A 23,254-nucleotide genomic window follows, 5' to 3' on the forward strand; every position below is an offset into this window, starting at 1 on the left:
GTGCCAGCTAATATCGCTTGAGTGTCCGACGGCGAACAAGCCAAACCACGACGACGCCGCGGCCGGCGCCGCGGTCGTGGCGGCGCGGGTTCAGCCCAAAAACATACCGACACCCAACCGGCCGCGGACGCCGTTCCGGCAGCCGCCGCAACACCGGCCACCGTAAAGCCGCGCCGCGCACGCTCGCGCCGCGGGCCCGAACGGATGCGCACTGTGCACGAGACCTCGGCGGGGGGGCTGGTCATCGACGGTATCGACGGGCCGCGAGACGCCCAGGTCGCCGCGCTGATTGGGCGCGTAGACCGGCGCGGACGGATGCTGTGGTCGCTGCCCAAAGGCCACATCGAACAGGGCGAGACGGCCGAGCAAACCGCCATCCGTGAGGTCGCCGAAGAAACGGGTATTCGCGGCAGCGTGCTGGCCGCGCTGGGACGCATCGACTACTGGTTCGTCACCGACGGCCGCCGGGTGCACAAGACGGTGCACCACTATTTGATGCGCTTCCTGGGCGGCGAGCTGTCCGACGAGGATCTCGAGGTCGCCGAGGTGGCCTGGGTCCCCATCCACGAACTGCCCTCCCGGCTCGCCTACGCCGACGAGCGCCGACTCGCCGAGGTGGCCGACGAACTCATCGACAAGCTGCAGACCGACGGCCCGGCCGCACTTCCGCCGCTGCCGCCCAGCCAACCCCGCCGGCGCCCGCAGACGCATTCGCGCACGCGCCACGCAGAGGGGCCCGCATCGGGCCGGAAGAACGGTCACGGGCCGGGGTCGTGACCGGGCTGCGAGTTCGGTGGGCCGGTTTGTGGCGGCTGGCCGCAGTAATCGGCATGGTGGCCGGTTTCTCCGTAGTGTGCACCGCGCCGCACGCCGCGGCGGGTGAACCCACCGCGACCCCATTCGTCCAGGTCCGCATCGATCAGGTCACCCCCGACGTCGTCACCACCAGCAGCGAACCCGTCGTCACCGTGAGCGGCATGGTGACCAACATCGGCGACCGTCCGGTCCGCGACGTGATGGTCCGTCTCGAGCACGCCGCGGCGGTCACGTCGTCGGCGGCGCTGCGCACCTCGCTGGACGGCAGCACCGACCAGTACGAGGCAGCCGCCGACTTCCTCACCGTGGCGCCCGAACTGCAGCGCGGCCAGCAGGCCGGCTTCACCCTGTCGGCCCCGCTGCGCTCGCTGTCCAAGCCGTCGCTGGCCGTCGACCAGCCCGGTATTTACCCGGTTCTGGTCAACGTGAACGGAACACCGGACTACGGCGCGCCGGCCCGGCTGGACAACGCACGGTTCCTGCTGCCGGTGGTTGGGGTGCCGCCCGACAAGGCCGGCAGTTTCGACACCGCCGTCGCACCCGAAACGACGAAGCCGGTGTGGATCACCATGCTGTGGCCGCTGGCCGACAAGCCCCGGCTGGCCCCGGGTGTACCCGGCGGCACCATCCCGGTCCGACTGGTCGACGACGAGCTGGCCAACTCGCTGGCCAACGGCGGCCGGCTGGACACGCTGCTGGCCGCCGCCGAACTCGCCACCAGCCGCGATGTCGATCCGGACGGCGCCGTCGGGCGCGCGCTGTGCCTGGCCGTCGACCCCGATCTGCTGGTCACCGTCAACGCGATGACCGCCGGCTACGTCGTGTCCAACTCCCCCGACGGCACCGCTCAACTGCCGGGCACGCCCACCCACCCGGGCACCGGTCAGGCCGCGGCCGGCGTGTGGCTCAACCGGCTGCGCGCGCTGGCGCATCGCACCTGCGTGGCGCCGCTGCCGTATGCGCAGGCCGATCTGGACGCCCTGCAGCGGGTCAACGATCCGCGGCTCAGCGCGATCGCCACCCTCAGCACCAGCGACATAGTCGACCGCATCCTCGACGTCAGCTCTACCCGCGGCGCAACCCTGCTACCCGACGGCCCGCTGACCCTGCCCGCGGTCAACCTGCTCAGCGCCAACGACAGCATGGTCGCGATCGCGGCCGCCGACTACACCACCCAGGACCCCACCGACCCCGGCGCAGCCGGTCCGGACACCTCGCCGCGACGGCTGTCTCCGGAGCTGGTCCGCGTGCCATTCGACCCGGCCGTCGGCGCAGCGCTGGCCGCGGCGGGAACCAATCCGATCATGCCCACCTATCTGGACTCCTCCCTATCGGTCCGGATCACCCACGACTCGGCCACCGCGCGCCGCCAGGACGCCGTCGGCGCCATGATGTGGCGCAGTCTCACCCCCGACGCCGCGCCACGCACCCAGATCCTGATGCCGCCGGGCACCTGGAATCTGCAGGGCGACGACGCCCAGGTGATCCTGACCGCGCTGGCCACCACCATCCGGTCCGGCCTGGCGGTACCACGCCCGCTACCGGCGGTGATCGCCGACGGCAATGCCCGCACCGACCCACCCTCCCTGCCCGGTGACTATGACAGCGCGCGCGGCCGGTTCAGCGACGACGTCACCGCCCAGATCGCCGGCCAGAACGGCCGGCTGTGGAAGCTCACCTCGGCAATGACCGCCGACGAACGAACCGGCCTGACCGGGGTGCAGTACACCGCGCCGCTGCGCGAGGACATGCTGCGCGCGCTGAGCCAATCGGTGCCGCCGGACACCCGCAACGGGCTGGCCCAGCAGCGCCTGTCGGTCGTCGGCACCACGATCAACGACTTCTTCGGCGCGGTGACGATCGTCAACCCGGGCGGCTCCTACACCCTGGCCACCGAGCACAGTCCGCTCCCGCTGGCGCTACACAACGGCCTCGCCGTGCCGATCAAGGTCAAGCTGCAGGTCGACGCTCCGCCCGGGATGACGGTCACCGACGTGGGCCAGATCGAGCTGCCGCCGGGCTATCTGCCGCTGCGAGTACCGGTCGAAGTGAACTTCACCCAGCGAGTGGCCATCGACGTGGCGCTCAAGACGCCGGACGGTACGGCGCTGGGTGCGCCGGTGCGGCTGTCGGTGCACTCCAACGCCTACGGCAAGGTGCTGTTCGCGATCACGCTTTCGGCCGCGGCGGTGTTGGTGGCGCTGGCCGGGCGGCGGCTGTGGCACCGGTTCCGCGGCCAGCCCGACCGCGCCGACCTGGATCGCCCCGACCCGCCACACGCCCGCCACGCCGAGCAGCCCCGGCAGATCGAGAGTCGGGTCAGCGAAGAGCACCGCGTATGAAACCGGCTCCGCGGCGGGTGCAACCACAGCGCTCGCCGGCGGTCCGGATCCCCGCCCGGCCACCAGCACCCGTCGCACCGCAACGCAAGCCCGAGCTGTCCGACGCCGCGCTGGTGTCGCGGTCGTGGGGAATGGCGTTCGCGACGCTGATCAGCCGCCTCACCGGCTTCGCCCGGATCGTGCTGCTGGCCGCGATGCTGGGTGCGGCGCTGGCCAGTTCGTTCTCGGTGGCCAATCAGCTGCCCAACCTGGTCGCCGCGCTGGTCCTGGAGGCCACCTTCACCGCGATCTTCGTGCCGGTACTCGCCCGGGCCGAGCAGGACGACGCCGACGGCGGCGCGGCGTTCGTGCGCCGCCTGGTCACCCTGGCCACTACGCTGCTGCTGGCGGCGACGGCGCTGTCGGTGGTGGCCGCACCCCTGCTGGTGCGGTTGATGCTGGGCCGCAGCCCGCAGGTCAACGAGCCGCTGACCATCGCCTTCGCGTACCTGCTCCTGCCACAGGTGCTGGCGTATGGTTTGTCGTCGGTCTTGATGGCAATCCTGAACACTCGCAACGTATTCGGGCCGCCGGCGTGGGCACCGGTGGTCAACAACGTGGTCGCGATCGCGACGCTGGGTGTGTACCTGGCCGTGCCCGGCAAGCTGTCGATCGACCCGGTCGAGATGGGCAATCCCAAGCTGCTGGTGCTCGGAATCGGGACCACGTTGGGCGTGTTCGCGCAGACCGCGGTGCTGCTGGGCGCGATCGGCCGCGAACGCATCAGCCTGCGCCCGCTGTGGGGAATCGACCAGCGGCTCAAGCGATTCGGGGCGATGGCCGCCGCGATGGTGCTCTATGTGCTGATCAGCCAGGTGGGCCTGGTCATCGGCAACCAGATCGCCAGTACCGCAGCGGCTTCCGGCCCGGCGATCTACAACTACACCTGGCTGGTGCTGATGCTGCCGTTCGGCATGATCGGCGTGACCGTGCTCACGGTGGTGATGCCGCGGCTGAGCCGCAATGCCGCCGCCGACGACACCGCCGCCGTACTCGCCGACCTGTCGCTGGCCACCCGGCTCACCATGATCACCCTGATTCCGACGGTCGCGTTGATGACCGTCGGCGGGCGGGCGATCGGCAGCGCGCTGTTCGCCTACGGCCATTTCGGTGACGTCGACGCCGGATACCTGGGCGCCGCGATCGCGCTGTCGGCGTTCACGTTGATCCCCTACGCCCTGGTGCTGTTGCAGCTGCGGGTGTTCTACGCCCGGGAGCAACCGTGGACCCCGATCGTGATCATCGTCGTCATCACCGCCGTCAAGATCGCCGGCTCGGTGCTGGCGCCGCAGCTGACCAGCGACCACGAGCTGGTCGCCGGCTATCTCGGACTGGCCAACGGGCTGGGCTTTCTGGCCGGCGCGATCGTCGGCTACCTGCTGTTGCGTCGTGCGCTGCGCCCCAAAGGTGGCCAGCTGATCGGCGTCGCCGAGGTACGCACCATTCTGGTGACCACCGCCGCGTCGATGTTGGCCGGCCTGGTGGCCTACCTGGCCGACCGGCTGCTGGGCCTGAGCGCGCTGACGGCCCACGGCGGCGGGATGGGTTCGTTGCTGCGGCTGACGTTGCTGACGGTGATCATGGCGCCGATCCTGGTCGCGGTCATGCTGCGCGCGCAGGTACCCGAGGCGCGGGCGGCGCTGGCCGTAATCAACGCGCGCCTCGGCCGCCGGCGCCCATCCAGCAAGGCCGCTGTGGCAGACGGATCGTCTCGCGGGAACCCGGTCACGTACCCTGAGCAGAGAAATTCGTCCCTGCCGGGGGCAAACACGGTCCCGAAGCCGATCCGGCGCCGACCTCCGGTAGCCAGAGCCGGGATAGCGAAAGGACCGGAGGTGACCGACCGCCCACTGGACAGCGCTTCATCGCATTCCGGCCCTGAACAGCCACGGCCCGTTGCTGACGACTTCCAGCCCGACATTCCGCCGGACCGCGACCGGGGTCCGGCCTCGCGCACACCCGAGCAGCTCAACGGCGATCTGGCTCCCGACCCGCGCGGGCCCATCCCCTTCGACGCCCCCCGCGAGCGCGGACCCGAACCTCCCAGGGACGACGTCAGCCTGGTCCCCGGCGGCCGCATCGCCAACGGCCGCTACCGGCTGCTGATCAGCCATGGCGGCACCCCGCCGTTGCAGTTCTGGCAGGCGCTGGACACCGCGCTGGACCGGCAGGTGGCGCTCACCTTCGTCGACCCGGACGGCACTCTGCCCGACGACGTGTTGCAGGAAATCCTGTCCCGCACCCTGCGGCTCAGCCGGATCGACAAGCCCGGCATCGCGCGAGTCCTCGACGTCATGCACACCGGCTCCGGCGGCCTGGTCGTCGCCGAGTGGATTCGCGGCGGTTCGTTGCAGGAGGTCGCCGACACCTCCCCGTCGCCGCTGGGCGCCATCCGGGCCATGCAGTCGCTGGCCGCGGCCGCCGATGCCGCCCACCGGGCCGGCGTCGCCCTGTCGATCGACCATCCCAGCCGGGTGCGCGTGAGCATCGACGGCGACGTGGTGCTGGCCTACCCGGCGACCATGCCCGACGCCAACCCGCAGGACGACATCCGCGGTATCGGTGCCGCGCTGTATGCACTGCTGGTCAACCGCTGGCCGCTGCCGGAGTCCGGGACCCGCAGCGGCTTGGCGCCGGCCGAACGCGATGGCGCCGGCAACCCCGTCGAACCCACCGTCGTCGACCGCGACATCCCGTTCCAGATATCTGCGGTCGCGGTGCGCTCGGTTCAAGATGACGGCGGGATACGCAGCGCGTCCACGCTGCTGAACCTGCTGCAGCAGGCCACCGCCGTGGCCGACCGAACCGAAATCATCGGGCCGATTGACGAACCCCCGGCACCGGTGACTCCCCGCGAGCAATCCGTCCGCAACCCCGCGTTGTTCGGCAGCCGTCGTCGCAATCTGATCATCGGCATCAGCGCGGCCGCCGCGGTCATCCTGGTTGCACTGCTGGTCCTGGCGTCGGTCCTGAACAAGATGTTCGACCTGGGCAACGGCCTGAACAAAGACCAGCTCGGCCTCAACGCGCCCAGCTCGTCGACGTCGGGGTCGCCCGGCACCTCCGCGCCGGCCGGCAACGTCATCAAGCCCACCAAGGCAACCGTCTTCTCCCCCGACGGCGAAGCCGACAACCCCGCCGACGCCGGGAACGCAATCGACGGCAACCCGGGCAGCGTATGGCAGACCGACACCTACACCGACGCCGTCCCGTTCCCCAGCTTCAAGAACGGGGTGGGCCTGATGCTGCAGCTGCCCAAGCCGACCGTCGTCGGCGCCGTCAACATCGACATCTCCAGCACCGGAACAAAGGTGGAGATCCGCTCGTCGGCCAGCCCGAACCCGTCGAAGCTCAACGACACCACCGTGCTGACTCCGGCCACCGCCCTCAAGCCCGGGCACAACACCATCCCGGTCAAGTCCTCGTCGCAGACGTCGAATGTGCTGGTCTGGATTTCCACGCTGGGCACCACCGACGGCAAGAGCCGCGCCGACCTCTCCGAAATCACCGTTCAAGCAGCATCCTGAGCCTGCGTTCGGGTGAAGTGCCCGGCGGTGCCCGATTGGTTACTGTCCGGCGGTGGGTTTCGGGAGGGAACGCAGCGACGCGGAGTTACTGGCAGCCCATGTGGCCGGCGAACGCGACGCGTTCGGCCAGCTGTTCCTTCGTCATCACCGGCAGCTGTACCGCCTGGCCCGGCTGAGCAGCCGCAGCCGGGAAGACGCCGACGATGTGCTGCAAGAGGCCATGTTGTCGGCGCACCGCTACGCCGGTTCGTTTCGCCACGACGCGGCGGTGGGGAGCTGGCTGCACCGCATCGTGGTCAACGCCTGCCTGGACCGGCTGCGGCGGGTCAAGGCGCAACCGACCACGCCGCTCGAGGATGTCTATCCGGTTCCCGATCGCACTGCCCAGGTTGAGACGGCCATTCTGGTGCAACGGGCGCTGATGCGGCTGCCGGTCGAGCAGCGGGCGACCGTGGTCGCCGTCGACATGCAGGGCTATTCGATCGCCGACGCCGCGGTCCTCTTGGGAGTGCCCGAGGGCACGGTCAAAAGCCGGTGCGCTCGGGGCAGAGCCCGCCTGGCCCAGCTACTCGGTTACCTGAACACCGGCGCGGCCTGCACCTGACTTTTACCGATTCGGCGATCAGATCCGCCACACTGGGGCGGATGAGCGCAGCCGAAAACGAGCCCCCGCTGACGGCCGAGCTCCTGGCCGACCTACAGGCCGGACTGCTCGATGACGACACCGCCGCTCGCGTCCGCAACCAAATCCGCACCGACCCTCAAGCCGAAGCAACTCTGCGCGCCCTGCAGCAGGTGCGCCAAGATCTCGCCGCGCTAGACGAGAGTCCCGCGCCCGACCCGCCCCCCGACGTCACCGCACAGCTCTCCGCGGCGCTGCAGTCCTTCGATGCCGGCGCCGCCCACGCCGCCCGTCCCCGCATCCGCCCCGCCCGGGTCATCGCCGGGGTCGCCGGATTGGGCGCGGTGGCCGCGGCGATCGGCTTCGGCACCCGGGCGTTGCTCAACGAGCCGACGCCGACGGCACCGAGCGCACCCGCCACCGCACAACACATCACGGTGTCCACGCCGCCGCCCACCATCCCACTGTCACCGGCTGAGATCCTCGAACTGCTGCACCAACCGCCCGCCTACGGCCCGTTGAGCAGCCCCGCGCTGCGCGCGTCCTGCCTGAGCGGCCTGGGCTATCCCGCGGCCACTCAGGTGCTGGCCGCCCGGCCAGTCGACATCAACGCCCGTCCCGGAGTGCTGCTGGTAGTGCAGGGCGACACACCCGGTGACTTGGCCGTGTACGCGGTGGCGTTGAATTGCAGCGCCGCCGACACCGGCTTGTTGGCCAGCACCACGGTCCCCCGTTCGTAATGTGGTGCAAGATGCCGGCGGGAACACCCACGCCTACCCTGGCGTTCGTAGACGTACATCCCGCACCTGAAAGGCCCGCATGACCGCCGACTCCGCCGCCAAAGACACCGTCCACGAGGTAATCGTCATCGGGTCCGGGCCCGCCGGCTACACCGCCGCCCTCTACACCGCCCGCGCCCAGCTGGCGCCGCTGGTCTTCGAGGGAACCTCGTTCGGCGGCGCCCTGATGACCACCACCGAGGTGGAGAACTACCCGGGATTCCGCGACGGCATCACCGGTCCGGAGTTGATGGACCAGATGCGCGAGCAGGCGCTGCGGTTCGGCGCCGACCTGCGGATGGAAGACGTGGAGTCGGTATCGCTGGACGGGCCGATCAAATCGGTGGTCACCGCCGACGGCGAGACGCATCGCGCCCGCGCGGTCATCCTGGCGATGGGTGCCGCGGCCCGCTATCTGCACGTTCCCGGGGAGCAAGAGCTACTGGGGCGCGGCGTGAGTTCGTGTGCCACCTGTGACGGGTTCTTCTTCCGCGACCAGGACATCGCGGTGATCGGCGGCGGCGACTCGGCTATGGAGGAGGCCACCTTCCTGACCCGGTTTGCCCGCAGCGTGACGCTGGTGCACCGGCGCGAGGAGTTCCGCGCTTCCAAGATCATGCTCAACCGCGCCGAGGCCAACGAAAAGATCACCATCCTCACCAACAAGGCGGTGGTTGCGGTGGACGGTGACACCACCGTCACCGGATTGCGGCTGCGCGACAGGCTCACCGGCGAGGAAACCACCCTGCCGGTCACCGGTGTGTTCGTCGCCATCGGGCACGAACCCCGTTCGGAGTTGGTGCGCGACGTCATCGACGTCGACCCCGACGGGTACGTTCTGGTGCAAGGGCGCACCACCAGCACGTCGCTGGAAGGCGTATTCGCCGCGGGCGACCTGGTCGACCGGACCTACCGCCAGGCGGTGACGGCCGCGGGCAGTGGCTGTGCCGCGGCCATCGACGCCGAGCGCTGGCTGGCCGAACACGAAACATCCGGGGACGCCGACAGTACCGACACGTTGATTGGAGCACAGCGATGACCGAATCCGAAAAGCCCGGCGGCACAATCGAAGTTTCCGACGCCACGTTCTCCACTGACGTGTTGTCCAGCAATAAGCCTGTGCTGGTTGACTTTTGGGCAACGTGGTGCGGACCGTGCAAGATGGTTGCCCCCGTGCTCGAGGAGATCGCCGCCGAGCGCGGCGACAACCTCACCGTCGCCAAGCTCGACGTGGACGCCAACCCCGAAACCGCCCGCGACTTCCAGGTCGTCTCGATACCGACCATGATCTTGTTCAAGGACGGCCAGCCGGTGAAGCGCATCGTCGGAGCCAAGGGTAAGGCGGCGTTGCTGCGCGAGCTTTCCGACGTGGTTCCCAACCTCGGCTAGTCCTGGGGGCGCCGGATCAGGCTCGCGGTTAGCCTGGCGTTTTCCCGATATCGGCGAGGATCTGCGACAATACCGATTAGCTGTCGTGAATTTGGCAGCGAAGTCTGTGAGTCCCGGAGGGCCCTTGGTATGCCGAGTCCGCGCCGCGAAGAAGGCGACGCACTGCGCTGTGGTGACCGCAGCGCAGCTGTGACCGAGATCCGGGCCGCGCTGTCCGCACTGGGAATGCTGGACAATCCAGACGAGGACCTGAGCACCGGCCGGCACGTCGCCGTCGAGTTGTTCGATGACGAACTCGACCAGGCGGTTCGGGCCTTTCAGCAGCACCGCGGCCTGCTGGTGGACGGCATCGTCGGCGAAGCCACCTACCGCGCGTTGAAGGAAGCGTCCTACCGGCTGGGCGCCCGCACGCTGTATCACCAATTCGGGGCACCGCTCTACGGTGACGACGTGGCCACACTGCAGGCCCGCCTGCAAGACCTCGGCTTCTACACCGGGCTGGTCGACGGCCACTTCGGACTGCAGACCCACAACGCGCTGATGTCATACCAGCGCGAATACGGGCTGTCCGCCGACGGCATCTGTGGGCCAGAAACGTTGCGCTCCTTGTATTTTCTGAGTTCACGGGTCAGCGGCGGCTCGCCGCACGCGATTCGCGAGGAGGAGCTGGTCCGCAGCTCCGGGCCGAAACTTTCCGGTAAGCGGATCATTATCGATCCGGGCCGTGGCGGCAGCGACCACGGACTGATCACGCACGGGCCCGCCGGACCCATCAGCGAAGCAGACGTCTTGTGGGACTTGGCAAGTCGGCTCGAAGGCCGGATGACCGCTATCGGCATGGAGACCTTCCTGTCGCGGCCCACCAACCGCAGCCCGTCGGACGCCGAACGCGCGGCCACCGCCAACGCCGTCGGCGCCGACCTGATGATCAGCCTGCGCTGCGAAACCCAAACCAGCCCTTCGGCCAACGGCGTGGCCTCCTTCCATTTCGGCAACTCGCACGGCTCCGTCTCCACCATCGGCCGCAATTTGGCCGACTTCATTCAGCGAGAAGTGGTGGCACGCACCGGTTTGCGCGATTGCCGCGTTCACGGCCGGACGTGGGATCTGTTGCGGCTGACCAGAATGCCCACCGTTCAGGTCGACGTCGGCTACATCACCAACCCCCGCGATCGCGGAATGCTGGTATCCACGCAGACCCGTGACGCCATTGCGGAGGGCATCCTCGCCGCGGTCAAGCGGCTGTATCTGCTGGGCAAGAACGACCGCCCCACGGGCACATTCACTTTCGCCGAATTGCTGGCCCACGAGTTGTCGGTCGAACGCGCCAGCAGGCTCAGCGGTTCCTAATCTGCATCCCAATCTGCAGTAGCCCCGGCTTCGGTGGCCTGCAAGGTGTTACCGACCGACGATGCCGCGCCGACCGGTTGCTGCAGTTGAGCGTTCTCCAGCAGGCGCTCCAACGCGGCTTCGACTTCCGCCTTCCAGCCCAGCCCCTTATCCAGCTCCAGCCGCAGCCGCGGAAAGTACCGATGTGGCGCCACCACAACGAAACCCGCGTCGATCAAGAAGTCCGCGTCGATGATGCAGTGCTCGACCGAACAATCGCCGAGCGATTCCAACACCGGCCGAACGTCGAGGTCCGCCAGCGACGGATCCTGTAACTCGGTCGCGGCCGGGGTGCGGCCGAATGCTTCCAGCGCCCGCACACCGCGGCGGACCAACTCGTCGATGACCCGAGCGATCAGGCTGTGCGGCAGATCGTCGGTTGCTTGTCCGCGCTCGATCCCCATCGAAGTCAGCAACACCGCGTCCGCGGACACCGGTCCGGTCGGAAAGCGATGCGCACGGGGTACCGCGCGAGGCGGCGCGTAGAGCACATACCCCAAACACGGCGGCTCGACCTGGCTGCGCTCGTCGGGTACCGGTTTGGAAACCGCCCAAGCGACCTGCCCACAGGAGCCCCACTCCAGCATGACCATCGACAGCCACGCTTCCTTTTCGAATTCGGGATCGGCCAGGTGATCCTCTTTGCCAAGGGTCGCGGGATCGACCTCCCAGAAGACGCAGCGGCGCGCATGCTTGGGAAGCTGCTCAAAGGCTTCGAGCCGCAGCGCTGTGATACGAGCTGACACTAGTCTCCTGGCCTCCGTGCGGTACTGGAACCCGGATCTCCCCCAGGCTGATGTGCACCAGCAGCCTCTCTAGGATAGGAGAGTTGGTCGCGATCGGGCCAGTGTTGGACTAGCCACATTGCCGGCGGCCCCGCCGCGCCGCCGGACCCGGCCCCAGCGAAGTTTCCAAGCCGGTCTATCGGCCGCGCGACTCTCGAAATGACTTGATGCACACCGGGTCTCCGTCGGATCGCGATCCCGGTGGCAAACTTCTCGCCAACCAGGCGCCGTTGCAGTGTCACAGTGACGTAATTACAGCGTATGTCCGGTCGGGGCTTCGCCGAGCCGTTTCAGGACTTCCCCGCGGTCATCACTTCGATGATGCGTTGCAGATCGTCGACCGAGCCGAACTCCACCACGATCTTGCCCTTGCGTTTGCCAAGGCTGACCGTCACCCGGGTGTCGAACGCATTCGACAGTCGTTCGGCAACGTCTTGCAGGCCGGGCATCTGAATCGGCTTGCGCCGCGGCGCCGTCGGCGTGGCGGTTCCGCGATCGGCCTCGTGGTTAGCCAGCGTAACCGCCTCTTCGGTGGCGCGCACCGAAAGGCCTTCGGCGACAATGCGGCTGGCCAACTCCTCTTGTGCTTCAGCACCGGCTTCCAACGACAACAGTGCGCGGGCATGGCCGGCGGATAGAACCCCGGCGGCAACCCGGCGCTGGACCGGGATCGGCAGCTTGAGCAAGCGGATCATGTTGGTGATCAGCGGTCGCGACCGGCCGATGCGGGCGGCGAGTTCGTCGTGGGTGACCCCGAACTCGTCGAGCAGCTGTTGGTAGGCGGCCGCTTCTTCCAACGGGTTCAGCTGGACCCGGTGGATGTTCTCGAGCAGGGCGTCGCGCAGCAGGTTGTCATCGCCCGTCTCGCGAACGATGGCCGGGATGGTGGCCAAGCCCACTTCCTGCGCGGCCCGCCAACGCCGCTCCCCCATCACGATCTGATAGCGCGCTCCGCTTGCGGATCGCTCGGCCGCCCGCACCACGATCGGCTGCAAGAGCCCGAACTCGCGGATCGAGTGGACCAACTCCGAGAGTGCCTCTTCATCGAACACCTGGCGCGGTTGGCGCGGGTTGGCCTCGATATCGCCGGGCGCGATCTCGCGGTACACCGCGCCCATTGCGGTGGCATCGGGCAACGGGCCGCCGATTACGACGTCAGCGGCCGCGGCTCCCATCCGCGGGCCGAACGTCGCCGGGCCGTCACCCTCGGCCGGACCGGTAGGGATCAGCGAAGCCAGTCCCCTACCCAGCCCGCCCTTCCTGCTGCGCGACGGGTTCGTCATTGTTGTCCCCTCCCGGCTGGTCGATCGCGCTGAGCCAGTTCGCGGCTGGCGTCGAGATAGCTCATCGCGCCCCGCGAACCGGGATCGTAATCGATGATTGTCATGCTGTAGCCCGGCGCCTCGGATACCTTGACGCTGCGCGGAATCACGGTGCGCAGCACCTTGTCGCCGAAGTACCGGCGCACCTCCTCGGCCACCTGATCGGCGAGCTTCGTCCGGCCGTCGTACATGGTGAGGATGACGGTGGTGACGTCGAGTTGAGGATTGAGATGTGCCTTCACCATCTCGATGTTCCGCATCAGCTGTGACACACCCTCGAGCGCGTAGTACTCGCACTGGATGGGAATCAGCACCTCCGGAGCCGCCACCAACGCGTTGATGGTGAGCAGTCCCAGCGACGGCGGGCAGTCCACGAACACGTAGTCGAAGTCGAAGTTCTCCAGCTCGGCCAAGGCGGTGCGGAGGCGATTTTCGCGTGCGACCATGCTGACCAACTCGATCTCGGCGCCGGCCAGGTCGATCGTGGCCGGCACACAGAACAGCCGCTCGCTGTGCGGGCTGCGCCGCAACGCCTGCTGCAGCGAGACCTCGCCGAGGAGCACTTCGTACGACGACGGCGTCCCCGACTTCCGGTCGGTGATGCCCAGCGCGGTGCTCGCGTTGCCCTGTGGATCCAAGTCGATGACGAGCGTCTTGAGTCCCTGCACGGCAAGCGCGGCGGCCAGGTTCACCGCCGTGGTCGTCTTACCCACGCCGCCCTTCTGGTTCGCGACCGTGAAGACTCGCCGCTGCCGGGGCCGCTGCAACGGCTCATGGGTGGTGTGCAGGACCCGCATCGCACGTTCTGCGGCGGCCCCGATCGGGGTGTCCAATTCGGTCGATGTTTCACGTGAAACATTCACCGTGGGATTGTGCGCCGTCCCGCGCGCCGACGCCACTCCGCCCGGTGTCGGTGCAGTCACACGCGCCGACGGCTGCGCGGCCACCGCCGTTGGCGCGGGTGTCGAGGTGGTTCCCGCAACGACGGCCGGCGCATGGCCGGGGATGGGCGTGTGGCCGACGGCGACTGTCGCGGCGACAGCACCATGTATAGATGTCATGCCGTACCCCTGTTCCCCGACGGTGCCGGTTTGTGTCGCGTCTGCCTTCCGCGCCGGGCTACCACCACGGTTGCGGGAGGATGTAAATAGTTCGCGCCACATGTCACCACCCTGGCATCCACCGCCCCCGAAGCGGCCATCACACGCCGGTGTTCCCGGAGTTCGTCGGGAGCACGCTCCCCCTTGATCGCAAGCATTCGCCCGTCGTGCCTTAGCAACGGCATACTCCACTTCGTCACTTTGTCCAATGCGGCCACGGCCCGCGACACTGCGGCGTCTCTGCGACCGATCTGCTCCCGGACCCCGGGATCCTCGGCCCGACCGCGGACCACACCTACCGCCAGACCGAGTTCCGCGATCACCTCATGCAAGAACTCGCTGCGCCGCAGTAGCGGCTCCAACAGAACTATTCGGAGATCCGGTCGGGCGATCGCCAGAGGGATCCCGGGTAGCCCGGCGCCGCTGCCGATGTCCACCACAAGTTCGCCTTCGTCAAGCAGCTCGCCGATCGCGGCACAGTTCAATAGGTGGCGCTCCCACAGCCGGTCGACTTCCCGTGGCCCGAGAAGGCCGCGCTCTACCCCCGGCCCCGCCAACAACTCCGCGTATCGCCGTGCCGAATCGAGTCGCGGTCCGAACACCGCGGCAGCCGCGGCCGGCACGGCGGGGCCGTTATCGCCCACGCCCACCCGATCGCAACTTCCGCCATGTTTCACGTGAAACATCCTCCGCTCGTCCGGGCCCGCGACCCACGTGAACTACACAGCTGTAACTCCGCGTGACCTCTTCAGCCCTCGGTCACGGCCGGATCACAAGCTAGTCACGAAGGACGACTACGCGGCGCGACGGCTCGGCGCCCTCGCTCTCGCTGTGCACACCGGGCACCGCGGCAACCGCGTCATGGACGATCTTGCGCTCGAACGGCGTCATCGGCGACAGCTCCTCGCGCTCGCCGGTCTCGGCGACCCGCCGCGCCACCTTGTCGCCCAGGGCCGCGAGCTCCTCGCGCCGGCGGCGGCGCCAGCTCGCGATGTCGAGCATCAGCCTGCTGCGCACGCCGGTCTTCTGATGGACCGCCAATCGGGTGAGTTCCTGAAGCGCGTCCAGCACCTCTCCCCCACGGCCCACCAACTTGTTCAGGTCGTTACTGCCGTCAATGCTCACCACCGCACGACTGCCTTCGACATCCAGGTCGATGTCGCCGTCGAAGTCGAGCAGATCCAGCAGCTCTTCCAGATAGTCGCCGGCAATCTCGCCTTCGGCCACTAGCCGCTCTTCCAAGTCATCGCCCTCGTCCGAATCTGGCGCACCGGCATCGGCCGCGGCGGTATCGTCGCCGGCGTCCGGAGTCTGTGCGTCACCGGCGAGATCGTTCTTCAGTTCGGTGGTGTCGGCCTCGGTCATAGCTTTCTCCCCTCATCCACGGGTCGGTAAGTCGCGGTATTCGCGATGTTCTTCTGGGGCGCGGTACGGCTAGCCCCGGTAAGTCTGTGGCGCGCTGTTCAACGTTTGCGCTTCTTCGGTCGAGCTCCGGGCCGCGGTGTGCGGTTGACCGCACTGCTGTTACTCGCGCCCGGAGTCGGCTTTTCGGGATCGGTCGCCTGCGCTTCGGAATCGGCTGGGTCGGGTTGGGCTTCGCCGTCGCTCTCCGCTACGGAGCCATTGCCGCTCGCCGGTGCCGGCTTGGTGGTCCGCTTCGGCTTAGCACCCGGGGCCGGCGCGTTGGCCGCCCGGCGCTGGATGGCTTCCTGCTTCTTGGCTTCTTCCTCTTTTTCGATCATGCCGAACACGTAGTGCTGCTGACCGAACGTCCAGATGTTGTTGGAGAACCAGTACAGGATGATCGCCAGCGGCAGGAACGGACCGCCGACCACGACGCCCAGCGGGAAGACGTAGAGCGCCAGCTTGTTCATCATCGCGGTCTGCGGATTGGCCGCCGCCTCCGGACTCTGCCGGGCGATCGACGCACGACTGTTGAAGTAGGTCGCGATGCCCGCCAGAATCATCACCGGCACCCCGACCGCGATCACCGCGGGCCGACTGAAGTCGATGAAGGCGTCCAGTCCACCGCGCTGCGTCATCGAGGCACCAATCGGCGCCCCGAACAAGTTGGCGTCCAGGAAGTGGCCCACATCGGTCGGCGTGAATGCGTAGTTACCCGTGAGGCGGTTCTGCACCACCGACAGCTGCTGCTGACCGATGCCGCCCGTGGTTCGGTTGAACGAACGCAATACGTGATACAGCCCGAGGAACACCGGGATCTGCGCAAGCATCGGCAGGCACCCGAGGATGGGATTGAAGCCGTGTTCGCGCTGCAGCTTCTGCATCTCGAGCGCCATGCGCTGACGGTCCTTGCCGTACTTCTTCTGCAGGGCCTTGATTTGCGGTTGCAGTTCCTGCATCTGCCGCGTGGTGCGGATCTGACGCACGAACGGCTTGTACAGCAGCGCCCGCAGGGTGAAGACGAGGAACATCACCGACAGCGCCCAGGCGAAGAAATTCGACGGCCCCAGCAGCAGCGCAAACAGCTTGTACCAAAGCAGCATGATCCACGACACCGGGTAGTACACGAAGTCAAGGCTGAAAAAATCAAACAAGAGACTTGCTCTCCCCTCGCAACGCTGGGCTGCCCCAGCTGGCGTCTTCACAGTCGTCCCGGCCCGTAACGGTCCCGTCGGCGTGCTCGCCGGCGCGCTCGTCGGCCCGCTCGTCGGCCCGCTCGTCGGCCCGGCATTCATGGCGCTCCGGTATCGGGTCCCATCCTCCCCGATGCCACGGTCCGCACTTGCCGAGCCGGACTACGGTCAGCCAGCTCCCCCGGATCAACCCGTATTCGGTGAGGGCATCGACGGCGTACTGACTACAGGTCGGAATGAAGCGGCAGGATGCCGGGCGCAGCGGTGAGATCATGTGCCGGTACAGCTGGATCACAAAGATCAACCCACGCGCGATCTTGCGGCCGGCGGCCCGGACCACACTCCCAGGGTTTCCCGCCGAGGCCGTCACCGCTCGCTGCCCGCCAGTTCGAAGGCGCGCCGCAAGCCGCTTCGTAGTTGTTGTTCCAGCCACGCCGAGGACACGTGCCGGCTGCTGGGCAGCGCGCGAATCACCACCTGGTCGCGCGGATGCAGAGAATCCAACATCGGCCGGGCAACGTGGCGCAGCCGGCGAGCCACCCGATGGCGTTCGACGGCGGACCCCACCGGCTTGGCGATGATCAGACCGACTCGCGGACCGCGACCCTTGTTGAGGCTTTCCTCGCGCTCGCTGCCGCGCCGGACATGGACGATGACGTCAGGTTGCACCGTGCGCATCCCGTACTTCACCGTCGCATCAAACTCGGTGGACCGCCGCATGCGGTTGCGTGCACAAAGCACCGCTAAGAAACCCGTGTTGCGATCAGGCAGTTAAAGCGCGGCGACCCTTGCGGCGCCGACCGGAGACGATGGCCCGCCCGGCACGCGTGCGCATCCGCAACCGAAAACCATGAACGCGGGCTCGGCGCCGGTTGTTCGGCTGGAAGGTCCGCTTGCCCTTGGCCACGACGTTCTCCTTGGTGTGTCTGGCATTACCATCCGGCCGGCGCTTACGCTTGGCAACTCGTCGGTCGGAGGTGGTCTCGCAAACTGGCCGGCGCGGTCCCCGGATAACTTCACCCGGGTCGCAGCCGCATCGCCGACTTTCGGGCGACTGTTTGAGGGTACTGACGAGGCTTGTCCTGGTCAAACCTCGCCCACATCAAGACCCTTAGGCGCGCAACGAAAAAGAACCCAGCCGAATACAAAACAACGGTTGGCAGCCGCACCGAAAACTGTTAGCTTCGGGCGGGTGTAGTTTGCAAGCCGCTTCGAATTTGGATCGGCTGTCGACAATGAAGCGAGGATGGCGGATCGACTAGCTGCCCAGACAACCCGGTGGTTGTCTCCAGCCACGGAGATCGCGAGCCGTTGCCGGTAGGCTGCGGCACGTTTTCCGACCGACCCTTTCCACATCTGTGGATAACCATGTGGACAGTTGCTTCGTCGTCGTCGAGCGAGAAATCAGGGAGATGCGTCGTTGACCGATGACCCCGGTTCCGCTTTTGCCACAGTGTGGGGCGCGGTCGTCTCCGAACTCAACGGGGAGTCCACCAACGGCGCCACCCTGGCCAATCCGCTGACTCCTCAGCAAAGAGCATGGCTCAACCTCGTCCAGCCGCTCACGATCGTCGAGGGGTTTGCTCTGCTGTCGGTGCCCAGCAGCTTCGTGCAAAACGAAATCGAACGTCATCTGCGCACCCCGATCACCGATGCACTCAGCCGCCGGCTCGGCCATCAGATTCAGCTCGGGGTGCGCATCGCTCCACCCCAATCCGACGACGACAGCGCGCCCGCCCAAGACAGCAACTTCGCCCCGTCGGACACCTTCACCGCACCCGACACCTTCTCCCCGGCCGACGAGAACGGATCCGACCGGGATACCGACGAAGCCGACGAGCACGGCGGTCAGTCGGCTTGGCCGACGTACTTCACCGAGCGGCCATCGAGCACCGACTCCGCGGCCGCCGGCGGCACCAGCCTGAACCGTCGCTACACCTTCGACACCTTCGTCATCGGCGCCTCCAACCGGTTCGCGCACGCGGCTACTCTGGCCATCGCCGAAGCGCCGGCGCGTGCGTACAACCCTCTTTTCATCTGGGGTGAATCGGGACTGGGCAAGACGCATCTGTTGCACGCGGCGGGTAATTACGCCCAGCGACTGTTTCCGGGCATGCGGGTCAAGTACGTCTCCACCGAGGAATTCACCAACGACTTCATCAACTCACTGCGCGACGATCGCAAGGTCGCCTTCAAGCGCAGCTACCGCGACGTCGACGTGCTGCTGGTCGATGACATTCAGTTCATCGAAGGCAAGGAAGGTATCCAGGAGGAGTTCTTCCATACCTTCAATACGTTGCACAACGCCAACAAGCAGATCGTCATCTCCTCAGACCGCCCGCCCAAACAGCTCGCCACCCTCGAGGACCGGCTGCGCACCCGCTTCGAGTGGGGGCTGATCACCGATGTGCAGCCGCCGGAGCTGGAGACGCGCATCGCCATCCTGCGCAAGAAAGCACAGATGGAACGGCTCGCGGTGCCCGACGATGTCTTGGAACTCATCGCGTCCAGCATCGAACGCAACATCCGCGAACTCGAGGGTGCCCTCATCCGGGTCACCGCCTTCGCGTCGCTGAACAAGACGCCGATCGACAAGGCGCTGGCCGAGATCGTGTTGCGCGACCTGATCGCCGACGCGAGCACGATGCAGATCAGCTCGGCGACCATCATGGCTGCCACCGCCGAATACTTCGACACCACTGTCGAAGAGTTACGCGGCCCCGGCAAGACCCGGGCGCTGGCCCAGTCGCGACAGATCGCCATGTATTTGTGCCGCGAGCTCACTGATCTCTCGCTGCCCAAGATCGGCCAGGCCTTCGGCCGCGATCACACCACGGTCATGTACGCCCAGCGCAAGATCCTGTCCGAGATGGCCGAGCGTCGTGAGGTCTTCGATCACGTCAAAGAGCTGACCACTCGCATCCGGCAGCGCTCCAAGCGCTGACTCGCACATCTTCCCGCGCACCGGCGCACCTCCCCGCGCACTTTTTCCAAAAAACTTCTCTCCCGTATGTCACACCAGCCACACGGCCGCGTTGTGCGCAGCCCTGTGTACAGAGCGCGCAGAATCCCGTGGAAGCTTTGCCCTTCCGTGCACACATCTGATTCATCCCCAGCGGCCCAACACGCACCACACAACTGTCCCGGCCGTCATCCACAACCCCGTCTGGTCACCTAGCAGCGCCGAGAGGCGCCTGTCCCCAGAATCCACACCCCTTAATACTGTTATTGAGATCTCTTCGTTGTTTCTTCTTTGCAAAACAGCGTTGGGGACACCGCACGCACAGTGCGTTTAGTGAGCCCGCCTGACGGTGCTTGTCAGGGTGAGTGATTAGCTTTCAACTTGGCGCGAGAAGCTCTACGGTTGGTGTTCGACTGCCGTTACGGTCGTCGATGCGCTGGCGGGGGCGCTTGCCAATCGCCTTGACGGATTTCGAACTCACTGTTAGGTGAAGGGACGCAATGGACGCGGCTACGACCCGAGCTGGTCTCACCGACTTGAAGTTTCGTTTGGTGCGAGAGTCCTTTGCCGATGCGGTGTCGTGGGTGGCAAAGAATCTGCCCACCAGGCCCGCGGTGCCGGTGCTCTCCGGGGTGCTGCTGACCGGTTCGGACGAGGGCCTGACGATTTCCGGCTTCGACTACGAGGTGTCGGCAGAAGTACAGGTTCCTGCCGAAATCGCTTCTCCGGGAAGTGTTTTGGTGTCCGGACGGTTGTTGTCAGACATCACTCGGGCGCTGCCCAACAAACCCGTCGACTTCTACGTTGACGGCAACCGGGTCGCCTTGACCTGCGGCAGCGCCCGGTTTTCGCTGCCGACGATGGCCGTTGAGGATTACCCGACGCTGCCCTCGCTGCCCGAGGAGACCGGGTCGTTGCCGGCGGAGTTGTTCGCCGAGGCGATCGGCCAGGTCGCCATCGCGGCGGGGCGCGACGACACGTTGCCCATGCTGACCGGCATTCGTGTCGAAATATCCGGGGAGACAGTGGTTTTGGCGGCCACCGACAGATTCCGGCTGGCGGTCCGCGAGCTGACCTGGACCGCGTTGTCGCCCGACATCGAGGCCTCGGTTCTGGTGCCGGCCAAGACACTGGCCGAAGCGGCCAAAGCCGGTACCGACGGCGGCGACGTTCGGTTGTCCCTGGGATCTGGACCGGGCGTGGGCAAGGAAGGCCTGCTTGGCATCACCGGCAACGGCAAGCGCAGCACCACCCGGCTTCTCGACGCCGAATTCCCGAAGTTTCGCCAGTTGTTGCCGGCCGAACACACCGCGGTGGCCAGCATCGACGTCGCCCAGCTGACCGAAGCGATCAAGCTGGTTGCCCTGGTGGCCGACCGCGGCGCACAGGTGCGAATGGAGTTCGCCGACGGCATGCTGCGGTTGTCGGCCGGCGCCGACGATGTGGGGCGTGCCGAAGAGGACCTCGCGGTGGACTACGCCGGTGAACCGTTGACCATCGCGTTCAATCCCACGTATCTGACCGACGGGTTGGGCTCGCTGCATTCTGAGCGGGTGTCGTTCGGTTTCACGACTCCGGGCAAGCCGGCGTTGCTGCGCCCGGCGTCGGCCGAGGATTCGGTGCCGACCGGCAGCGGCCCGTTCCCGGCGGTGCCCACCGATTACGTTTATCTGTTGATGCCGGTTCGGTTGCCCGGATAGGTGTATGTCCGGCATTTAGGACTGCGCGATTTCCGGTCCTGGGCCCACGCCGACCTCGAACTCGCTCCGGGCCGGACGGTGTTTGTCGGCCGCAATGGCTTCGGTAAAACGAATCTGCTTGAGGCGCTGTGGTATTCGACGACATTGGGTTCGCATCGGGTTGGTACTGACGCGCCGTTGATTCGCGCGGGTGCCGAGCGCGCGGTCATCTCGACCATCGTTGTCAACGAGGGTCGCGAATGCGCGGTCGACCTGGAGATTGCGGCGGGGCGGGCGAACAAGGCCCGGCTGAACCGGTCGCCGGTGCGCAGCACCCGTGAAGTGGTCGGGGTGCTGCGCGCGGTGCTGTTTGCTCCGGAAGATCTGGCATTGGTCCGCGGGGATCCCTCCGAGCGGCGCCGTTATCTCGACGATCTGGCGACGGTGCGCCGCCCGACGATTGCCGGGGTGCGCGCCGATTACGACAAGGTGCTGCGGCAGCGCACGGCCTTGCTGAAATCCGTGTCGGGCGCGCGTTACCGCGGTGATCGCGGTGCGTTGGACACCCTCGACGTGTGGGACAGCCGGTTGGCTCGGCACGGGGCCGAATTGATAGCCGCGCGTATCGATTTGGTGAATCAACTGGCGCCTGAAGTGGAGAAGGCCTACCAGGTGCTGGCACCGGAATCACGCGCGGCCGCCATCGGCTACCGCGCCAGCATGGACATCGCGGGCGCCGGAACCGACCGGGAACTGCTCGAAGCGGCGTTGTTGACCGCGCTGGCCGCCCGGCGGGAGGCGGAGCTGGAACGCGGGGTGTGCCTGGTCGGTCCGCATCGTGACGATCTGGAGTTACGGCTGGGTGATCAGCCCGCGAAAGGCTTTGCCAGCCATGGGGAATCCTGGTCCATGGCGGTGGCACTGCGGTTGGCGGCCTACGAGTTGTTACGCGCCGACGGCAGCGAGCCGGTGTTATTGCTCGACGATGTGTTCGCCGAACTGGACACCAAGCGTCGGCGTGCGCTGGCGACGGTCGCCGAATCCGCCGAGCAGGTATTGGTGACCGCCGCGGTATTAGAGGACATTCCCGAAGGCTGGGACGCGCGACGGGTGCACGTCGAGCTGCGCGACGGCGAATCCGGCCGGGTTTCGGAGGTGCAGGAATGACAGACAACGAAGACATCGGCCAGAACGAGGGCGAGGCGAACCAGCTGCGCGGCATCGATTTGGTGAAACGCACGCTGGAGGAGGCCCGCGCCGCAGCCCGGGCCCGGGGCATGGATGCCGGCCGCGGCCGCGCCGGACCCGGGGTACCGAGGCGCGTTGCGGGCCAGCGCCGCAGTTGGTCGGGGCCGGGGCCCGACGCTCGTGATCCCCAGCCCCTGGGCCGGCTGGCGCGGGATATGGCAAAAAAACGCGGCTGGTCCACGCAGGTCGCCGAGGGCATGGTGTTCGGCCAATGGGGATCGGTGGTCGGCCAGCAGATCGCCGACCATGCCACCCCGACCGCGCTCAACGACGGGGTGCTCAGTGTGACCGCCGAATCGACGGCGTGGGCCACGCAGTTGCGCATCATCCAAGCCCAGCTGCTGAGCCGCATCGCCGCCGCCGTCGGCAACGGTGTGGTCACGTCGCTGAAAATCACCGGTCCGGTCAGCCCGTCCTGGCGCAAAGGCCCGCGGCACATCGCCGGCCGGGGGCCTCGCGACACCTATGGATAGTGTGTTGAAACGGGTTGAACCGGCCCGAAACGAGGGACGTCTCAGAGCCACGAGGACGAATCAGAGCCGTTTCTCGAACGTCGGGACGCGACTTGAATGAAGAAATCAAGCGCACGGCGCAATCAGATAGGTGGAAACGCGCCCACAAAATCGGTGCTGACGGTCCCTCACGGTAGAGTGGTGTG

At 67.0% G+C, this 23,254-nt stretch carries 21 protein-coding genes; 12 read left to right on the top strand and 9 right to left on the bottom strand.

The features are described 5' to 3' along the window. Nucleotides 1-21: 21 nt before the first annotated feature. The 8 genes from BST12_RS07900 to cwlM all read left to right on the top strand — a co-directional run bounded on the left by BST12_RS07900 (nucleotide 22) and on the right by cwlM (nucleotide 10,864). The gene (locus BST12_RS07900) at nucleotides 22-777 is read left to right on the top strand and encodes an NUDIX hydrolase (RefSeq protein ID WP_083112563.1); all 756 of its coding nucleotides are present in this window, start codon (nucleotides 22-24) and stop codon (nucleotides 775-777) included. Between the two features lie 53 nt (nucleotides 778-830). Further along, nucleotides 831-3,158, top strand: a complete 2,328-nt coding sequence (locus BST12_RS07905; protein WP_276030106.1) for a hypothetical protein — start codon at nucleotides 831-833, stop codon at nucleotides 3,156-3,158. After that, entirely contained in the window at nucleotides 3,155-6,724 is a 3,570-nt protein-coding gene (gene murJ, locus BST12_RS07910; protein ID WP_083112565.1) for a murein biosynthesis integral membrane protein MurJ, read from the top strand. Before BST12_RS07905 ends, murJ begins: the two co-directional genes overlap by 4 nt. Nucleotides 6,725-6,776: 52 nt before the next feature. After that, a complete protein-coding gene (gene sigM / locus BST12_RS07915; RefSeq protein WP_083112566.1) occupies nucleotides 6,777-7,328 on the top strand; it encodes an RNA polymerase sigma factor SigM in 552 nt (183 codons plus the stop codon). Nucleotides 7,329-7,369: 41 nt separating this feature from the next. Further along, nucleotides 7,370-8,086 (top strand): anti-sigma factor, encoded by a 717-nt coding sequence (locus BST12_RS07920; RefSeq protein WP_083112567.1) that lies wholly within the window; start codon nucleotides 7,370-7,372, stop codon nucleotides 8,084-8,086. Between the two features lie 79 nt (nucleotides 8,087-8,165). After that, the gene (gene trxB, locus BST12_RS07925) at nucleotides 8,166-9,164 is read left to right on the top strand and encodes a thioredoxin-disulfide reductase (RefSeq protein ID WP_083112568.1); all 999 of its coding nucleotides are present in this window, start codon (nucleotides 8,166-8,168) and stop codon (nucleotides 9,162-9,164) included. Beyond that, nucleotides 9,161-9,514: a thioredoxin gene (trxA, locus tag BST12_RS07930; protein WP_083112569.1), complete on the top strand. Its 354-nt coding sequence runs from the start codon at nucleotides 9,161-9,163 to the stop codon at nucleotides 9,512-9,514. The genes trxB and trxA overlap by 4 nt, the downstream gene beginning before the upstream one ends. A gap of 129 nt (nucleotides 9,515-9,643) precedes the next feature. Beyond that, nucleotides 9,644-10,864 carry an N-acetylmuramoyl-L-alanine amidase CwlM gene (cwlM, locus tag BST12_RS07935; RefSeq protein WP_083112570.1) on the top strand — a complete coding sequence of 407 codons (1,221 nt, stop codon included), beginning with the start codon at nucleotides 9,644-9,646 and terminating at the stop codon, nucleotides 10,862-10,864. On the opposite strand, the gene BST12_RS07940 is transcribed toward cwlM, so the two are convergent. From BST12_RS07940 to rpmH, 9 genes are all read right to left on the bottom strand, one after another. Continuing rightward, nucleotides 10,861-11,649 carry an acetyltransferase gene (locus BST12_RS07940; RefSeq protein ID WP_083112571.1) on the bottom strand — a complete coding sequence of 263 codons (789 nt, stop codon included), beginning with the start codon at nucleotides 11,647-11,649 and terminating at the stop codon, nucleotides 10,861-10,863. The genes cwlM and BST12_RS07940 overlap by 4 nt on opposite strands. Nucleotides 11,650-11,978: 329 nt before the next feature. Beyond that, the gene (locus tag BST12_RS07945; RefSeq protein WP_083112572.1) at nucleotides 11,979-12,971 is read right to left on the bottom strand and encodes a ParB/RepB/Spo0J family partition protein; all 993 of its coding nucleotides are present in this window, start codon (nucleotides 12,969-12,971) and stop codon (nucleotides 11,979-11,981) included. Further along, on the bottom strand, nucleotides 12,968-13,933 hold the full coding sequence (locus tag BST12_RS07950; protein ID WP_083112663.1) for a ParA family protein: 966 nt from the start codon (nucleotides 13,931-13,933) through the stop codon (nucleotides 12,968-12,970). Before BST12_RS07950 ends, BST12_RS07945 begins: the two co-directional genes overlap by 4 nt. 134 nt (nucleotides 13,934-14,067) lie before the next feature. Then, nucleotides 14,068-14,796, bottom strand: coding sequence for a 16S rRNA (guanine(527)-N(7))-methyltransferase RsmG (gene rsmG, locus BST12_RS07955; RefSeq protein WP_083112573.1), 729 nt, complete (start codon nucleotides 14,794-14,796; stop codon nucleotides 14,068-14,070). A 91-nt stretch (nucleotides 14,797-14,887) separates the two neighbouring features. Then, nucleotides 14,888-15,475, bottom strand: coding sequence for a Jag family protein (locus BST12_RS07960; RefSeq protein WP_083112574.1), 588 nt, complete (start codon nucleotides 15,473-15,475; stop codon nucleotides 14,888-14,890). A 98-nt stretch (nucleotides 15,476-15,573) separates the two neighbouring features. Further along, the gene (yidC, locus tag BST12_RS07965) at nucleotides 15,574-16,617 is read right to left on the bottom strand and encodes a membrane protein insertase YidC (protein ID WP_245850143.1); all 1,044 of its coding nucleotides are present in this window, start codon (nucleotides 16,615-16,617) and stop codon (nucleotides 15,574-15,576) included. A 43-nt stretch (nucleotides 16,618-16,660) separates the two neighbouring features. Then, nucleotides 16,661-17,077 carry a membrane protein insertion efficiency factor YidD gene (yidD, locus tag BST12_RS07970; protein WP_245850131.1) on the bottom strand — a complete coding sequence of 139 codons (417 nt, stop codon included), beginning with the start codon at nucleotides 17,075-17,077 and terminating at the stop codon, nucleotides 16,661-16,663. Next, on the bottom strand, nucleotides 17,074-17,448 hold the full coding sequence (gene rnpA, locus BST12_RS07975) for a ribonuclease P protein component (RefSeq protein WP_083112576.1): 375 nt from the start codon (nucleotides 17,446-17,448) through the stop codon (nucleotides 17,074-17,076). Before rnpA ends, yidD begins: the two co-directional genes overlap by 4 nt. A 22-nt stretch (nucleotides 17,449-17,470) precedes the next feature. Beyond that, the gene (gene rpmH / locus BST12_RS07980) at nucleotides 17,471-17,614 is read right to left on the bottom strand and encodes a 50S ribosomal protein L34 (RefSeq protein ID WP_068111553.1); all 144 of its coding nucleotides are present in this window, start codon (nucleotides 17,612-17,614) and stop codon (nucleotides 17,471-17,473) included. A gap of 513 nt (nucleotides 17,615-18,127) precedes the next feature. Here rpmH and dnaA point away from each other — a divergent pair. The 4 genes from dnaA to BST12_RS08000 all read left to right on the top strand — a co-directional run bounded on the left by dnaA (nucleotide 18,128) and on the right by BST12_RS08000 (nucleotide 23,069). Further along, nucleotides 18,128-19,651 carry a chromosomal replication initiator protein DnaA gene (dnaA, locus tag BST12_RS07985; RefSeq protein ID WP_083112577.1) on the top strand — a complete coding sequence of 508 codons (1,524 nt, stop codon included), beginning with the start codon at nucleotides 18,128-18,130 and terminating at the stop codon, nucleotides 19,649-19,651. A gap of 518 nt (nucleotides 19,652-20,169) precedes the next feature. Next, nucleotides 20,170-21,369 (top strand): DNA polymerase III subunit beta, encoded by a 1,200-nt coding sequence (dnaN, locus tag BST12_RS07990; protein ID WP_083112578.1) that lies wholly within the window; start codon nucleotides 20,170-20,172, stop codon nucleotides 21,367-21,369. Then, the gene (recF, locus tag BST12_RS07995; protein ID WP_083112579.1) at nucleotides 21,370-22,515 is read left to right on the top strand and encodes a DNA replication/repair protein RecF; all 1,146 of its coding nucleotides are present in this window, start codon (nucleotides 21,370-21,372) and stop codon (nucleotides 22,513-22,515) included. Next, complete coding sequence (locus tag BST12_RS08000) at nucleotides 22,512-23,069, top strand: DUF721 family protein (protein ID WP_083112580.1); 558 nt, start codon at nucleotides 22,512-22,514, stop codon at nucleotides 23,067-23,069. The genes recF and BST12_RS08000 overlap by 4 nt, the downstream gene beginning before the upstream one ends. Nucleotides 23,070-23,254: the final 185 nt, after the last annotated feature.

The sequence above is a fragment of the Mycobacterium angelicum genome, assembly GCF_002086155.1.
GTDB lineage: Bacteria > Actinomycetota > Actinomycetes > Mycobacteriales > Mycobacteriaceae > Mycobacterium > Mycobacterium angelicum.

What these genes read in the sequence shown, in the direction of transcription:
- BST12_RS08000 (WP_083112580.1), top strand. Translation starts at nt 22,512, where the DNA reads ATGACAGACAACGAAGACATCGGCCAGAACGAGGGCGAGGCGAACCAG.
- dnaN (WP_083112578.1), top strand. Translation starts at nt 20,170, where the DNA reads ATGGACGCGGCTACGACCCGAGCTGGTCTCACCGACTTGAAGTTTCGT.
- rsmG (WP_083112573.1), bottom strand. Translation starts at nt 14,796, where the DNA reads ATGTTTCACGTGAAACATGGCGGAAGTTGCGATCGGGTGGGCGTGGGC.
- BST12_RS07960 (WP_083112574.1), bottom strand. Translation starts at nt 15,475, where the DNA reads ATGACCGAGGCCGACACCACCGAACTGAAGAACGATCTCGCCGGTGAC.
- trxA (WP_083112569.1), top strand. Translation starts at nt 9,161, where the DNA reads ATGACCGAATCCGAAAAGCCCGGCGGCACAATCGAAGTTTCCGACGCC.
- yidC (WP_245850143.1), bottom strand. Translation starts at nt 16,617, where the DNA reads ATGCTGCTTTGGTACAAGCTGTTTGCGCTGCTGCTGGGGCCGTCGAAT.
- BST12_RS07945 (WP_083112572.1), bottom strand. Translation starts at nt 12,971, where the DNA reads ATGACGAACCCGTCGCGCAGCAGGAAGGGCGGGCTGGGTAGGGGACTG.
- murJ (WP_083112565.1), top strand. Translation starts at nt 3,155, where the DNA reads ATGAAACCGGCTCCGCGGCGGGTGCAACCACAGCGCTCGCCGGCGGTC.
- trxB (WP_083112568.1), top strand. Translation starts at nt 8,166, where the DNA reads ATGACCGCCGACTCCGCCGCCAAAGACACCGTCCACGAGGTAATCGTC.
- BST12_RS07905 (WP_276030106.1), top strand. Translation starts at nt 831, where the DNA reads ATGGTGGCCGGTTTCTCCGTAGTGTGCACCGCGCCGCACGCCGCGGCG.
- cwlM (WP_083112570.1), top strand. Translation starts at nt 9,644, where the DNA reads ATGCCGAGTCCGCGCCGCGAAGAAGGCGACGCACTGCGCTGTGGTGAC.
- BST12_RS07920 (WP_083112567.1), top strand. Translation starts at nt 7,370, where the DNA reads ATGAGCGCAGCCGAAAACGAGCCCCCGCTGACGGCCGAGCTCCTGGCC.